The following is a 15574-nucleotide window of genomic DNA, read 5'->3' as shown; positions in this document are numbered from 1 at the left end:
AAATGATGAAAAAAAATTGTGTCTTAATTATTTTAGCCTTTGCCTTCAATTTGGCATTTTCGCAGATCGGAATTAATACCCCGAACCCAAGAGGAATCCTTCACACAGACGGACAGAAAGACAATCCCGTATCAGGATCTTCATTTACTCCTGCCCAGCAGAGTAATGATGTGATCATCACCAATACCGGAAGGGTAGGAGCGGGTACCCAGGTGCCGGCGGTAAAGGTAGATGCAAGAAATTCAGGAAACGGAGCTATAGGCTTCGGAACCTCTTCTTTAACAGCTGCCGCCGCAGATGAAGGAGCGGTTCGTTACAATGCCGGAATGGAATACTCCAACGGAAATGAGTGGCTCCCCTTGCTTACAGCACAGCCGGCCGTTAATAAGGTCGTGGTTATTGCTGCTAAAACAGATAACACCGTAAAGCTGATAAGTCCTTCTGCACTGGTTACAACAGGACTGCAGAATCGTGTGAGTAATTATCTGGTGGGATGGACGAAAGCTTTTGAAAGTAACTCAGGAAACAGCTTCAATGCTTCAACAGGAATTTTTACAGCGCCACGAAATGGCGTTTATATAGCATCTTTTACGACCGATCTTGCTCCCCTTGCGATTAATTATGCGGCAGACCCTTTAAATCCAATTCAGATTGAAGCGATTTGGCAGCTGTATGACAATACCACAGGAGTTCTTGTTACGAATATTGTCAACACTGTAAAGTGTGTCAATACCATGTCCTCCAACAGTAATGGAAATATTGATGCGGGAAGCAACTGTACGGCTTCTTTTTATATGACAGCAGGACAGCGTTTGATGTCGTATATCTGGTTCAACCTAAACAGTTTAAATACAACTGCCTTTTCACTAAATAATACAGGTGGATATAATAACCTGACTATAGCGGAGCAGTAATCACGAGAGGGTATCAAGAGCTTTGATGAAGGCAGATGGATGCATTCCTGTAATCTTTTTGAATTCAAGGGAAAAAGCACTATGGGAAGAGTATCCTGTGCTTTCTGCCAGGTGATTAATCTTGTATTTTCGGTATTGAGGTTCATTTTTCAATCGGTCAATAATATAATTGATCCTCAGGTGGTTAATATACTGGTTGAAATTGAACTTTTTATGCTTTCTGATGATTGCAGATAAATACTTTGTATTCACATTCAGGGTATTGGCTAAATTGTAACGGGATATATTTTTACTGTTAAAATCAAACTGCTCTTCAAAAGTTTTTAAACCATTTAAAATATGTTCCTCTGTTTCAGGAGAGATTTTGAAATCTGCCGGAATATTGTTCTCTGGCTGATCTTCAGTTTCCTGGGGATCTTCTTCATAAACAACGGGCGTTATGCCTTTCCGATAAATTTGAGCAACGGCATCTTTATGTTTTTGTCTGAGATTAATGATGTAAAAAACAATTCCGCCCAAAACGAGAAGTAAAATCGTACAGGCTGCAATCAGACCTTTCGACAGACTGTGACTTTCAGTGAGTTGACGGTCAAAATTTTCCTCTTTTTGATTGAGGGTTTTATTGACTGCCATTTTCTGATTGTAGGCGATACTATCCTTTAATTCAAGGGTTTCTAATTTATATTTCTGGACATTTTTGGGGTCATTTAATTGTGTATAGGCCTCTTGAAGATTTTTCGTAATCTCTAGTTTTTTTTCATTAAAATCATATTGGCGGGCAATTTTCAAAGCCTTCTGATAATATATTACAGCACTGTCCTGCTTATTTTGTAATGAAAAGGAATACCCGATATCATGAAGGATATTAGCCTGAAGATAATGATTATCACTCCCAATAAGAGCAAGAGCTTTTACAAAAAAAGACTGGGCTTGATCAAATTTTTTGACCTCAGATAAAGTATAACCCAGATTGGTATAGGCAGAAACAAGCAATTCATTCCTTCTCGGCATATTTTTGATCTGTCGGAACTCCCTGACGGCATATTTGGAATAAGATTCTTTTTTTTGATACTGATTCTGATTAAAAAGGATCAGAAAAGAATTGTAAATCATCCCTTTCAGTTCATGCCCTTCATCTGTATTTTCATTTTTTATTTCAGATAAGGCCTTGTTCAGACTCTCAGAGGCTTCCTTTAAAAGACCGAGTTTTGCATATTGTGTTCCCTGCATTCTGTAGGCCAGAGCTTTTCCAGGTGCATACTTGTTCTCTGTTGAAATTTGCAATGTTTTTTCCGCAAAATCAAGGGTTCCTTTGGCATCAGATCTCAGATAACTATTGAATGATTTCAGGTAATAAGCCTTAGCCAGATAATCGGGTTGATTGTTTCTTTGTGCAGAATCTATAATGATATTCAGTACAATTTCGGAGCTGTCAGGGTTTTTAGAAGCCAGAGATCTGGCATATCTGTATTGGCCTTCAAAATTAAAGTTTTGAGAGAATACTGCACCTGAAAAAATAAGGAAGAGAAAGAATATAATTTTTTTCTCCATCTGTGTTTATTGTGTTTTATTTTTTTTCGTACTTCCAGTTTCTGGATTTTCCTTCGGCTATCCATTCCAAAGACTGTTCCATTCTTTTATTTCTGGTCGCTTCAGTTTTAGCTTCGGTAATCCAGTTGATATACTCTTTCCTGAAAGATGGTGATCCTTTTTCAAATACCTCCAAAGCTTTTTCATTCCCGTTTAAAACGGCTTGAAAATAATCAGGAATTTCTGTTTCTGTTTTGGCTGGCGGTGTTTTTTTCAGGGTAACCCCCATATCTATAAGTTCCATCGCTTCTTTTATGGCCTTTTTGAGCTGGTTTTTTGGAGGAAGATCTTCAATTTTTGTTATCTTTCCTAAGCTGAACATCGAGTTTTTTTCAATGTCACTGGTGATTTCCTGCATCGTTTTCATTTCCTTTTCCAGCCAGAACCCGAAGGTACAATGCTGCTTGAATGAAGCCATGGCACAGAGAATTTTCGCCTTATACATGAAGTGAGGAAAACTCCACTTCACAGTTTCTTCAGTATCGGGGCAGAACTCATGTACAGTTTCTCGGATATAATGTAAAACGGGTTGAGCGAAATCCTGAGATTTTTCAATATAAGCATCTATTTTTAAGCTGTGTTTTTCCATACCTTTTACTGGAATAATTGAACCGACTCGTTGACCAGAAATTTAACCTGATCAGGTCTTCCTCTGTCGTTTTTGGGGTTGTTAATATAACTTCCGGTTCTTACAATGACCATATTGTGCTCAGGAACCATAATGATATACTGGCCCTGTAATCCTAGAAAGTAGTAATGTTTAACTGGATTGTCGTGATTGATCCAAAGGCCCATTCCATAGATTTCTTTGGATTTTTCAGTGGGAGTCCTCATCTGTTCGATAAAATCCAGATTGAGAATTTGTTGTTCCCCCACTTTTCCATCATCTAAGAACAGCTGGCCCAGTTTCGCATAATCTCTGGCGTTGGAGTGGATGCAGCAATAGGTTTTTTCCATCCCGTAATTGTCGGTGCTCCATGAGGCATTCTGTTCCATTCCCATCGGAATCCAGAATTTTTCGGATAAGTAGCTGGCTAATGTTTTGTTTAAAACCTTTTTTAAAGCAAATCCAAGAAGCTGTGTAGATCCGCTTTGGTATTCATACCGGGTGCCTGGTTTTTCTTTAAATCTTCGGGTAAATACTGCCTTCATGAGATTTCTTCCATAATAGGCCTTGGCATTTGGAAGAAAAGGACTATTGTAATCTTCGTCCCAATCGAGCCCGGCTTCCATCTGTGCTAAATTCTTTAGCGTTACCTCACTTCCAAATTCCTTTTCTTTCAATTCAGGATAGTAGTCAGAGAGCTTTTCATCGATATTTTTAATGATCCCTTCTTCGAGTGCTTTTCCCAATAACATGACAGTAACCGCTTTAGCCATAGAAAAAGAATTGGTTTGTGAAAGCTGGTTATAGCCCTCCCAATACTGCTCATGAAGAATTTTTCCGTCTTTTATAACGACGAAAGCCGCCGTTTTGGAATGTCTCAAATTGTCAGTGATATGATCAGGCAGTTCCCTTTTATTATAGTCAGGATCTTCCATCCAGAGCTCCGGCTCTTCCGTAGCGATGAGGTTTTTGGGGAAAAGTTTTCCGTCGTCGATATACGCACTTGATCTTCCTTTCAGATACGTTTTGGAGATTCCGCTGAATAAATAATCGTAGCCCAAAAGATAAACTGCGGCTACTCCTACGGCTGCTCCGCCTATTACATATTTTAATGCCTTCATATGATCATGAGTATCAGTCTCAAACAAATTTAAAATAATTTTGCTAAGAAAATGAGGAAGTAACCATAAATAAACTGTTATTATAATGTAGTATTTTTAATCTTCCAACAGGTTTAGCGGATAGCGTTGATAATGGTTGGTTTATCACAATAAAAAAAGCCCCATGTTCTGGGGCTTTAATCTATATTTTAGAAAGTAAATTTCTGAAGTTTGTTTTCTCGTCGATGATCCTTCTTAATTCGGAAACAGGAACTCTTTCCTGCTGCATCGTATCTCTGTCTCTTATCGTTACTGTATGATCCGTTAGAGAGTCATGATCAATGGTGATACAGTAAGGAGTACCGATCGCATCCTGTCTTCTGTATCGTTTTCCGATCGCATCTTTTTCTTCGTAGAATAAGTTGAAATCGTATTTCAGGTCATTAAAGATGTTTTCTGCGTACTCAGCCAGACCATCTTTTTTCATTAACGGAAGAATTGCGGCTTTTACCGGAGCTAAAGCTGGTGGAAGAGACAGCACTGTTCTTTCTGAACCATCTTCTAATACTTCGTCTTTTAAGCAGGTAGAGAATATAGAAAGGAATAATCTGTCTAAACCTACAGAAGTTTCTACCACATACGGTACATAGTTTTCATTTCTTTCAGGATCGAAAAACTGAAGCTTTCTTCCTGAATGTTTTTCATGAGCTTTCAAATCGAAATCTGTTCTGGAGTGAACACCTTCTAATTCTTTGAACCCAAACGGGAAGTTAAATTCAATATCAGCTGCCGCATTTGCGTAATGAGCCAGTTTCTCATGATCGTGGAATCTGTAATTTTCATTACCTAAACCTAAAGCAAGATGCCAGTTCAGACGTTTTGTTTTCCACTGCTCATAGAATTCAAGTTCAGTTCCCGGAGCTACAAAAAACTGCATTTCCATTTGCTCAAATTCACGCATTCTGAAAATAAACTGTCTTGCAACGATCTCATTTCTGAATGCTTTACCGATTTGTGCGATACCGAAAGGTAATTTATGACGTGAGGTTTTCTGTACATTTAAAAAGTTAACGAAGATACCCTGAGCCGTTTCCGGTCTTAAATAAAGGTCCATCGCACTATCCGCAGAAGCTCCTAACTTTGTTCCGAACATCAGGTTGAATTGTCTTACCTCCGTCCAGTTTTTAGAACCTGTATCGGGATCAGCAATTTCTAATTCTTCGATTAAAGATTTTACATCAGCCAGATCCTCATTTTCCAGAGATTTTGCTAATCTTGAAAGAATAGCCTCTCTTTTAGCTCTGTATTCTAAGATTTTCGGATTGGTAGCTTCAAATTGAGCTTTATCGAAAGAATCACCGAATCTTTTCGCTGCCTTTTCGATTTCTTTGTTTTCTTTATCTTCAATTTTAGCGCAGTAATCTTCCACTAAAACATCTGCTCTGAAACGTTTTTTAGAATCTTTATTGTCAATCAATGGATCGTTGAAAGCGTCTACGTGGCCTGATGCCTTCCAGGTTGTTGGGTGCATAAGGATCGCCGAATCGATACCCACAATATTTTCGTTAAGCTGTACCATCGCTTTCCACCAATACTGTTTGATATTGTTTTTTAATTCAGCACCATTCTGTCCATAATCATAAACAGCGGATAAACCGTCATAGATCTCACTGGAAGGGAAAATAAAACCATATTCTTTAGCGTGAGAAATCACTTTCTTGAAAACATCTTCTTGCTTTGCCATAATTTTTTTACGTCTGAAGTGCAAAAATATGAATTTGGATTCCAAATTCATGAAATTCAATAAAAAAAGCAGAAAAAAAGCTTTTGAATATCTGTTAAGAAGAATAAATTTTTAAGAACGCCAGTTTTCTACTTCTGATCATAAACATCGATTATAACGCGACAGCTTTTGTCGTTTTCCGCATTTATATTTGCTTTAATAGATAATTTAAGTTTTAAAATCAATGATTCTCTTGTAATAAATCAGATTTGTAATCAGTAAAAACACACCTATGAACAGAAAAAAGTATTTTCAAAATTATGATGATTTTGATGAAGAGAGCCAAAGTATGCTTTTGGCTTTTCAAAATAAAGTATTGAAAGAAATTCCACAGCAAAACAATTCATTAGCCAAAGCCACACAAACAGCAGATAAGGTTAGCAATATTTCAGAATCGCTTTCAGAGGTTACAGATTGGATCACAGATGAATATGTTGATCTAAATGCTTTTATTGTTAAAATAAAGGCAGCAAACCGGGCAATGAATGATTATCAGTTTTCTTATAATCCACAAGAATTAGAATCCAACATTGAGCAAAAAAGTATTCAAAATAAGAATAATGAATTTATTCAACTTAAGGTGTATAGAAATCCTAAAATAGGCAATGTAAGTGTTAAATGGAAAGATTCACGTATCACCCAAAAAATAGATCCGCGCAATAAGAAAATCTATTACAGACTGCATTTTTATTATGTAAATAGTCAGGAAACAGCTTTTGTTTTGGAAACATGTTGGTATCAGGATTTCAGAGACTTGAATATATTGCTGAACTATGGAGATGTGGATAAGTATGAGGCGGATTACAATTACTTTCTTCAAAATTTCGCCAATGCTTTGCGGAATGAGAAAAGTGCAGAAAGATTGAAATTTATTTATGAAAATATTCCGGAATCAATTTTGTCAGGTATTTCCCATTTTGTAGATCATGAACTGTTTTTTGAGCATCTGGATATTCTTTCAAAAGATGACGATTCTGATATCTTCAAAGACAGCAGTACAGCAGTGATACAGATCTTCAAGGCATTTGGAAACCCTGTTCCTATTCTGAATTATTTCAGGGAGAATCCTTCAAAACTGAATAGAATCTATTATAACCTGGATAAAAGCAGTGAACATAACGGAAAGCTTTTAAGTAACCGTATGATTCTTGCCAATTTCATGTTAGTTTTTTCAATGTTTTCGAAAAATGTCAAACAAAAGAAAACAGCCCAAACTTTTACGATTGGAAAAGGATTTAAAATTAACAGTAATATTCTGGAGGTCGGAATTTTTCAAAGGGATAATGACAATTACCGGGATACTTTTTTTCTGCAGCAACAAAAAGAAGAACTACAGAATGTGAAAGTTATTCCTAAAGAGGGCAATCCTAATGAGCATGAAACTGTAATCACTGATTTAGATGACGGAGCACAATATCACCCTTTAGATATGGTGTACCTTATTGATATTAGTGGTGAAAAGGAAGCCTCTTATTTTGTTCCTGCTATTTATATAAAAGCACTGGCAGATGAACGGGAATGGGAAGTTGTGTTACAGAATATTCGGATAGCAGCGGATATTGTAGCTGTGATTCTCGGACTATTAACCCTCCCAACAGGGAATCCATATTTTCTTTTACTAGCTATTGCTGATATTTCCCTTGCAGGAGCAGATCTTACGATACAGGTTTTTAAAGAAGAAATTTTGAAGTATGAAGGAGGAAAAGAATTTCTTGAGGCTTGGGAGAAAATATATATAATAGGAGGAGCTTTAACTGTTGGTGCTTTAGTAGTTTCTTCGTTTTATAAAATTGGTTTAAAACTTCTCACAATTCCCGAAGTGATTAAGAATGTAAAACTGAAACAAACAATTGTTGCACACATTATAAGTGTCTTACTGGATGTTAATCTAATTAATTTTGAAAGAAATTCAGTGAAAATTCTTACCCAAAATACTGAAATTGTTTCAGCAACGAGTGGCTCTTTTAATGAATATCGAATGATGAAACTACAAGAACAAGGGGTAATGTTGTTATCAGGAGACGTGAATAAAGGAAATAAAATTGTCATAGAATATAATCTGATCTACAATGGGAACATTGTTGCAAAAGGAGAGAAGGCGTCTTTTTATAAGCAGATAAAAGAGGTAGGGAAGAATTACTATAAAGACGATAAGCTTGTTGAAGTACTGGAGGAGATGGAAGATGATGTTTGGAAGTACTTTGATAAAGAGCATGCTTCTGGAGGAAAATATCCCATAAGAGAGTTAGAAAAAAAATATACTATTGGCGAAGGTTTAGAGTTTGAAAAAGGTGTAAAATATCTTAATGAAAAAGAAAGAGATGCTTATGAAATTTTTATACAACACAATAAAATTGTAGACTTTGAGGGAAAGTTGTTTGATACTCATGGAAGTATATTTAGACCAAAGGTAGGTGATCCTACCAAAACAAATATGGCAATCTTTGTTATGTCTGAAAATGGAAAAATTTATGTTTCAAAAAATTATGGATATGGTGAATTCCATCATTCTTCCTTTTTATCTGGGAAACCAATCTCTGCAGGAGGAGAAATATATATAGAAAGAGGTATTATAAAAGAAATTACTAATGATAGCGGGCATTATACTCCTCCTTTCGAATTTGTTGAGAAAAATATGGTAAATGAATTAGATAAAAGATATTATTTTATATCAGGTAATAAGAAAGAAGATATTAAATTTAAAACAAATTTTTAGAATTATGGATAGGAAAATATTATGGGAAGAAACCCATGCTGCAGTTTGGAGAAGACCGATAAAACATATTTTTACTCCAAAAGATATGTATGAACATGTCATTGAAGATATAGACATTTCAGAAATGAATATTGATTATCATTTAAATGCAAAGCAGATATTCGAATGGATAATGCAGAATCCAGAATACGACTATAAGGGATTATTAGAATCCCAATATAGTAACGAAGAACTTTTTAGGTTTTTTAAAATTTATTATGAATATATAATTTTTAGATTAGACAAGTATTTTAATGGAGATTATCTCATAAGGTTATCTGAAATAGAGAATATGTAGTTTGAAACCCTCAATCAATATTAGTGTTTTGAGAGATTATGTTATCTAATATGTTTTATTTTACTATCTAGTATGGAGTAGAATTATATAAGATAATACTAAACCTACAAACATAGGAGGCTGACGCTTACTGTCAACCTCCTTTTTTCTTCCTTAATGGCAAGGTTTTATGTTAATAGCCTGAGCAGATTTTAGAAACTATAAGTAACCCCAACACTGTTTCCACTAAGGTCAAGTTTGTACGAAGTTTTTTTCGTTTCATCTGTGCCGATAGACTGGTTTTGTGTATTCACTGCTTTTTTTAGATTTTTATTGGCGCTGATGGCAAAGGGAATCCCAATTCCGATTGCTCCCAAACCTATTCCTACCAGTCCCCAGCCTCCTTTATCTTTTTGTTTATAAGTCATACCGTTTTGGTGGGTTATTTTGGTTTTGAATATTTCTTTAGCCAGTCCAAAACCTACAAAACCACCGCCTATAGCACCGAAAATCTGTGCCACAGTACCGTTAGTATTGGATTTTTTCATATAGCCCAGAGCTTCAGGATTGGTAAATACCTTTTTGTATTCTGAAAACTTGAATTTCTGATCCCCTTTGATAAAAAACTCACGGGTATTCTTTCCCAGTTGAAGAGAATCTGAAACCTGTGCAGAGGTTGAAATGAAGAAAAAGCTCATGAATAAAGTCGAAAATAATAGTTTCATATTGTATAATTTCCACGAATGTAAAAAAAAATATATGGATTTTTAAGCTTATATTTTTACCTGACGTTTTTGGGAATTGATCTCATTCTATTCAAATTCCCAAAAGATTTTTTATTTAGATTAATATGGGATGTTTTGCTGATATTTTTAGTCTATAACATGAAGCACTATGAATATATTTTTTTTTGTTTTTTTTAGGAATAAAATCTGAAACCAACAGTGTCCGGGGATATCACTATCATGAGGCAGATCGCACGAAAATATCTACTTTTGTCCCATGTTAGAAATTCTTTATCGCGACGAGCACCTTATTGCGATCAATAAGCCAAGCGGATTATTGGTTCATAAATCTTTTTATGCAGGAGAAGCTGATACTTATGCTATTCAGGAACTGAGAAACCAGATTGGGCAAAAAGTGTTTCCTGTACATCGGTTAGACCGGAAAACTTCAGGGGTTCTGCTGTTTACTTTAGATAAAGATACCCTTAGAATCATGAGCGAACAGTTTGCATCACGCGACGTGGAGAAGAAATATCTGGCAATTCTTCGTGGTTGGACAAAAGAAGAAGAAACCATCGATTACGACCTGATTAATGAAAATGAAGTCAAGCAAAATGCCATTACTTATTATCACCTTTTGCAAAAGTCAGAGATCGATTTACCTTTTTTAAAACATCAGACTTCGAGATATTGTTTAGTAGAAGCGATTCCTGAAACGGGAAGGTTTCATCAGTTGAGAAAGCATTTTAAACATATTCTGCATCCGATTTTAGGCTGTCGTAAGCACGGTTGCAATAAACAAAATAAATTGTGGCTTCAAACATTTGGCATTAGTAAAATGACGCTTCACGCCCATCAATTAGTTTTTAGTCACCCAATTACTAATGAAAGAATTACGGTAAATGCTACTATAGATGATGAGTTTAAAAGAGTAGGAGCTATTTTGAATTTCGATTTGAGCTCGTATTCTTAATATAGGTGCAAAGTTTCCATCAAATATCCTCTTATCAAGGTTCAAAACCTTGACAAGATAAAGTAGTTTGACTTCAGATATCATGCAGATCGTTGCATTTTATAGATAGTGTTTATAAAACATTTTGTCATAAAATATCACAGGTTAACCGGACATTAATTTTAAATTGAGTATTTTTGTAAAACTTTTTTTCAATGTACAAAAGTATCATCAGACCCATTCTCTTCAAATTTGATCCCGAAGAAGTTCATCATTTTACATTTTCAATGCTTAAAAATTTTGGATTTCTTACCCAATTATTTTTACCAAAACCTATTGAAGACAAACGTCTGGAAAGAGAAGTTTTCGGATTGAAATTTAAAAACCCTGTCGGTTTAGCTGCCGGTTTTGATAAAAATGCCGTCTTATTTAATGAGTTGGGAGATCTTGGTTTTGGATTCGTAGAAATCGGAACTGTTACACCTAAGGCTCAGGCTGGAAATCCTAAGAAAAGATTATTCCGCTTAATTGAAGATGGAGGAATCATCAACAGAATGGGGTTCAACAACGATGGTCTTGAAGCTGCCATCGAAAAACTTAAATCCAACAAAGGAAAAATAATCATCGGAGGAAACATTGGAAAAAACACCAATACAAGCCCTGAAAACTATACCCAGGATTATCTGGACTGTTTTGAAGGTCTTCATCCCCATGTCGATTATTTTGTACTGAATGTAAGCTGCCCGAATGTGGGAAGCCACGCCAAGCTGGAAGATGTAGACTATCTTCGTGAGCTCATTACAGAAGTAAAGAAAATCAACCAGTCAAAATCTGTACAGAAACCCATATTACTTAAAATTGCTCCGGATCTTAATAACAGCCAGTTAGATGAAATTGTCGACCTGATTGCGGAGACAAAAATAGACGGAGTGATTGTTTCCAATACCTCTGTAAACCGAGAAGGCCTGAAAACCTCTCCTGAGGTTTTGGAACAGATAGGAAATGGTGGATTGAGTGGGAAACCTATTCGTGAAAGAAGTACAAAAATGATTAAATACATTTCCGATAAAAGCAACAGAGCTTTCCCCATCATTGGAGTAGGCGGAATTCATTCGGCAAAAGATGCTATGGAGAAACTGGATGCAGGTGCGAGCCTGATACAGCTTTATACCGGATTTATTTATGAAGGCCCGGAACTCATCAATGCGATCAATAAAGAATTGCTGACAAGAGCCAGCAGGCTTCCAAGATAAAAATAAGAGAGTGTAATAGCTCTCTTTTTTATTTTGACTTGATCACAGAGGCATTTTTGATGTTAACTGTAAGGGAATAGCCGGGGGCAGAAGACGTTTTATTTATTTTAAACTGTAAAGTATTTCTGTCTTTGGATTTTGTTGCTACGGTATCATAAATATTTTCCAGACAGCTTTCTGTCAGGAATTCTTCATAGCTTTTATAGTTCCAGTCTTTGGTAAAGTACAGAACTCTGTAGCCCTTTTCCCCTTCACTCGCTCCGCATCTCCCACAGGCATTAAAATTTGAGGAATGCTCAAAATACAGCAAAATGCGATTCCCGTTTTCACCTGAAGCATAAGAAATCAATTGGTTTCCACCATGTTTATTGATGAAATCAAATGTGTTGATCTTTTTGTTGTTAGGCAAAGTCAGGTAATTATTATAACGGTAGATCATATCATTACCTGTGAACAGTTTAGCGGATTGAGTTTTATTATTCATAAAGAAACTTCCTTCAATAGAATTTCCTTTCAGGTCACCCGGCTCAAATACAATATATTCCTTTGGGCTTAAGGCCTCTGCAATTTCATTTGTTTTTTCCACTTTTTGTGGGGATGTGATCTGATCTTTCAACAGTTTGGAATTCTGTTTTTGTTTGGCTCCGAAGTGATATAAAGAAATTTTTCCATAATCATAAATACCTGTTAAGGGGATTTTCTTCTGATATTTATCGTAATAATACCAGCCGTCTACAAAATATTGATACAAGCTGCAATCTGCAATTCCTGTGTAATTAAGGCAGAGAGTGACGGGCATTCCCACAATTTCCCCTTTGAAAATCTGGGAGGAATCTGTTACTGTCTTCAATTCAACTTTCTGACCCATAAAAAGGGCAAAGAGAGGGAAGAATAGCGTAATAAAAAGTTTTTTCATGGTTGGTGGCGAATAGTTTTTAAAGAAAGAAATTGGCGATGGTATAGATGATCAGTCCTACCAGCCCGCCGACGAGTGTCCCATTTACCCGGATAAACTGCAGGTCTTTTCCAACTTCCAGTTCCAGTTTCTCGCTCAGTTCTTTCCCTTGCCAGTTTCCTACCGTAGAGCTGATGAGGTTTCCAAACTGGTGAGTATTCTTAAGGATATATTTGTAAGCGGTTACCCTTACCCAATGATCGATTTTATTCTGTAGATTTTCATCTGTTTTTAAATTTTGTGAGAATTCATTGAGATTTTTGCTGAGGTAGCCTTTTAAAGAAGATTGATCATCCTGAAGTTCCTTCATTAGAGTTTTCTTAATGGAGATCCAGATATCACTGGAATATTCGTCCAGCTTATCATTTTTCAGAAGACCGTTTTTGATGGTTTTAAATTCATCATCCCATTTAGGATCTTCTTTCAGATCAGTAGAAAATTCATAGATTTTTTGGGTGATGAGATTTCGGATTTTATGCTCAGGATCTTCTTCAATTTCTTTGAAAAAATCAGCAAGTCCACTGGCAATTTTATCTGCGATTTTATTGTCTACAAAAGCAGGAATGAATGAATAGCTTCCTTTCTCTACCCGTTCCTTGATCATCTCATCATTTTCGATAATATACTCCTTGATCTGTTTGGAAAGATTGGTAACGATTCTCTGATGATCATTTTTCTCCAGAATATAATTAATTCCGTTTCCGACTACTTTATTAAGCTTGATATCATCCGTCATTTCAGATACTTTTTTGCTGATAAACTGGCTCACTGAAGTATCATCAAGTTTATTAAGAATATCCAGAACGATGTCTGAAAGGTTTCTGATTAATATTTCCTGGCTTTTTTCTTTGGCCAGCCATTCTCCTACAAAATTGGAAATTTTAAGCTTTTGAATATAGGGACGGATATTCTGAGGGGATAGGAAATTGCTTACCACAAAGCTGCCCAGATTATCTCCTAATCTCTGCTTGCTGTTCTCAATCAGGTTGGTATGTGGGATTGGAAGTCCCAACGGATGCCTGAATAATGCAGTTACGGCAAACCAATCTGCCAGAGCACCCACCATCGCGGCCTCTGAAAAAGCTCTTACATAGCCTACCCAATGGGTGTGATTTGACTTTTGAAGTAGCGTAGTGCCAATAAAAATCACTGCCATCAGAACAAATAATCCGGTGGCAAATGCTTTATATTTTCTGAGTTGTTTTCTTTTGGCTTCATCATTCATATTCTCAAATTTACTAAATTTGGTTGTGAAGTCTAATATTTAATATCTAACCACAAAAATTACAAAAAAAATTAAATTAATCTTATGGAGAATAAAGAAGCAAAAAACAATCCATACTATTCGAGAACAGATACTTCAAAACTTGATGTTTCCAATGAAGAATGGAAAAAGATCCTGGCTCCCGATTTATATGCAATCTCCAGAGAAGCTGCTACGGAAAGAGCTTTTACGGGAAAGTATAATGAGTTCGATGAGTTGGGTGACTATTATTGCGCAGTATGTGGCAATCATCTGTTCCGTTCTACTTCAAAATTCAGCAGCAGCTGTGGGTGGCCAAGTTTTTTCGAAGCGGATAAAGAGGGCGTTTATTACAAAAGGGATACGGCTTACGGAATGGAAAGGGTAGAGGTACTCTGTAAGAGGTGTGATTCCCATCTGGGACATGTTTTTGAGGATGGTCCAAAACCTACCGGGCTGAGGTATTGCATGAATTCCATTAGTCTTGAATTTGTTGGTGATTCGGAAAAGTAAACCCCTTTTAATTCACAAAATTAGGAAGTTAAAGTTTCTTAAATTGAGTTAAACTTTGTAGAGTTATAACTGTCTGGTAATTATGTTTTTATAATTTTGCCTCACTAATTTGGAATTTAATATTATTGAATGAGAGGAATTTATAGTGTATTAGGCCTGGTTTACATGGTCACGACTTCATTCTATCTTTCGCCGGGTAAGGCAGCAAAGAATGAGAATGTCAATACGGCAAAAATTGAAAAAGTAGCAGACACGAAATCTGAGAAAACAGCTGGTAAAGCGTCTTCATCAGAAGAATTGTACAAATCAATTCCCTTTGATCCTGAACATGAACTGAACTATGAGGTTTTCTCAAAAGCATTAACAGGATTTGAAAATTTAAAAAAAGCAGGATTGCTGAATCAGGACTCGCATTTTTTGACTATCTGCGATTTTTCTATGTCTTCGAATACAAAAAGACTTTGGGTAATAGATACCAATGAGAAAAAAGTACTGTTTAATTCACTGGTAGCACACGGAAAAAATACAGGCGAAGAATTTGCTGCGAATTTTTCTAATACGGAAAGTTCGCTGCAGAGCAGCTTAGGATTTTATATCACGGATGCAACTTATCAGGGAGACAACGGATATTCTTTGAAATTGCTGGGAATGGACAAAGGATTTAATGATGCAGCCTACAGAAGAGCGATTGTAATGCACGGAGCAGATTATGTAAGTGATGAATTTGCATCCATGCACAAAAGAATCGGAAGAAGCTGGGGATGTCCTGCAGTGCCAAGAGCATTGACACAACCCATCATTAATACGATCAAAGGGCGAAACTGTCTTTTCATCTATTATCCCGATCAGAAGTACCTTTCTTCTTCGGAATGGTTAAGATCTTAATATTGATTAAGGTTTGTATAAA

The 15574-nt window shown here is 36.2% G+C and carries 14 protein-coding genes; 7 read left to right on the top strand and 7 right to left on the bottom strand.

Annotated features, from left to right (window positions below; genetic code table 11):
* The first annotated feature begins 2 nt into the window (after nt 1-2).
* A complete protein-coding gene (locus IW16_RS25550) occupies nt 3-914 on the top strand; it encodes a hypothetical protein (protein WP_051889852.1) in 912 nt (303 codons plus the stop codon).
* On the opposite strand, the gene IW16_RS02210 is transcribed toward IW16_RS25550, so the two are convergent.
* From IW16_RS02210 to IW16_RS02195, 4 genes are all read right to left on the bottom strand, one after another.
* Nucleotides 915-2465 carry a tetratricopeptide repeat protein gene (locus IW16_RS02210; RefSeq protein WP_034739251.1) on the bottom strand — a complete coding sequence of 517 codons (1551 nt, stop codon included), beginning with the start codon at nt 2463-2465 and terminating at the stop codon, nt 915-917.
* 16 nt (nt 2466-2481) lie between these two features.
* The gene (locus IW16_RS02205; RefSeq protein WP_034739249.1) at nt 2482-3093 is read right to left on the bottom strand and encodes a YdeI/OmpD-associated family protein; all 612 of its coding nucleotides are present in this window, start codon (nt 3091-3093) and stop codon (nt 2482-2484) included.
* A gap of 5 nt (nt 3094-3098) precedes the next feature.
* Entirely contained in the window at nt 3099-4232 is a 1134-nt protein-coding gene (locus IW16_RS02200; RefSeq protein ID WP_034739247.1) for a serine hydrolase domain-containing protein, read from the bottom strand.
* Nucleotides 4233-4413: 181 nt separating this feature from the next.
* Nucleotides 4414-5955, bottom strand: coding sequence for a glycine--tRNA ligase (locus tag IW16_RS02195; RefSeq protein ID WP_034739244.1), 1542 nt, complete (start codon nt 5953-5955; stop codon nt 4414-4416).
* A 271-nt stretch (nt 5956-6226) separates the two neighbouring features.
* Here IW16_RS02195 and IW16_RS02190 point away from each other — a divergent pair, with 271 nt between their 5' ends.
* Nucleotides 6227-8710, top strand: a complete 2484-nt coding sequence (locus IW16_RS02190; protein ID WP_034739242.1) for a hypothetical protein — start codon at nt 6227-6229, stop codon at nt 8708-8710.
* Between the two features lie 4 nt (nt 8711-8714).
* Complete coding sequence (locus IW16_RS02185; protein ID WP_034739240.1) at nt 8715-9047, top strand: hypothetical protein; 333 nt, start codon at nt 8715-8717, stop codon at nt 9045-9047.
* A 191-nt stretch (nt 9048-9238) separates the two neighbouring features.
* On the opposite strand, the gene IW16_RS02180 is transcribed toward IW16_RS02185, so the two are convergent.
* The gene (locus tag IW16_RS02180) at nt 9239-9751 is read right to left on the bottom strand and encodes a hypothetical protein (RefSeq protein ID WP_131327825.1); all 513 of its coding nucleotides are present in this window, start codon (nt 9749-9751) and stop codon (nt 9239-9241) included.
* Nucleotides 9752-10028: 277 nt separating this feature from the next.
* On the opposite strand from IW16_RS02180, the gene IW16_RS02175 reads away from it, so the two are divergent.
* Together IW16_RS02175 and IW16_RS02170 are read left to right on the top strand one after the other, a co-directional pair.
* Nucleotides 10029-10724, top strand: coding sequence for a pseudouridine synthase (locus tag IW16_RS02175; RefSeq protein ID WP_034739237.1), 696 nt, complete (start codon nt 10029-10031; stop codon nt 10722-10724).
* A gap of 194 nt (nt 10725-10918) precedes the next feature.
* Complete coding sequence (locus IW16_RS02170; RefSeq protein ID WP_034739234.1) at nt 10919-11956, top strand: quinone-dependent dihydroorotate dehydrogenase; 1038 nt, start codon at nt 10919-10921, stop codon at nt 11954-11956.
* A 28-nt stretch (nt 11957-11984) separates the two neighbouring features.
* Here the strand turns inward: IW16_RS02170 and IW16_RS02165 are convergent, their stop codons facing one another.
* The gene (locus IW16_RS02165; protein WP_034739231.1) at nt 11985-12872 is read right to left on the bottom strand and encodes a hypothetical protein; all 888 of its coding nucleotides are present in this window, start codon (nt 12870-12872) and stop codon (nt 11985-11987) included.
* Nucleotides 12873-12891: 19 nt separating this feature from the next.
* Nucleotides 12892-14136, bottom strand: a complete 1245-nt coding sequence (locus tag IW16_RS02160; protein WP_034739229.1) for a DUF445 domain-containing protein — start codon at nt 14134-14136, stop codon at nt 12892-12894.
* Nucleotides 14137-14220: 84 nt separating this feature from the next.
* Here IW16_RS02160 and msrB point away from each other — a divergent pair, with 84 nt between their 5' ends.
* Complete coding sequence (gene msrB, locus IW16_RS02155; protein ID WP_034739228.1) at nt 14221-14667, top strand: peptide-methionine (R)-S-oxide reductase MsrB; 447 nt, start codon at nt 14221-14223, stop codon at nt 14665-14667.
* A gap of 129 nt (nt 14668-14796) precedes the next feature.
* Nucleotides 14797-15552 carry a murein L,D-transpeptidase catalytic domain family protein gene (locus IW16_RS02150; RefSeq protein ID WP_034739227.1) on the top strand — a complete coding sequence of 252 codons (756 nt, stop codon included), beginning with the start codon at nt 14797-14799 and terminating at the stop codon, nt 15550-15552.
* The last annotated feature ends 22 nt before the right edge of the window (nt 15553-15574 follow it).

This window comes from Chryseobacterium vrystaatense (genome assembly GCF_000737765.1).
GTDB lineage: Bacteria > Bacteroidota > Bacteroidia > Flavobacteriales > Weeksellaceae > Chryseobacterium > Chryseobacterium vrystaatense.
This window is presented reverse-complemented; position numbering and strand designations above follow the sequence as displayed.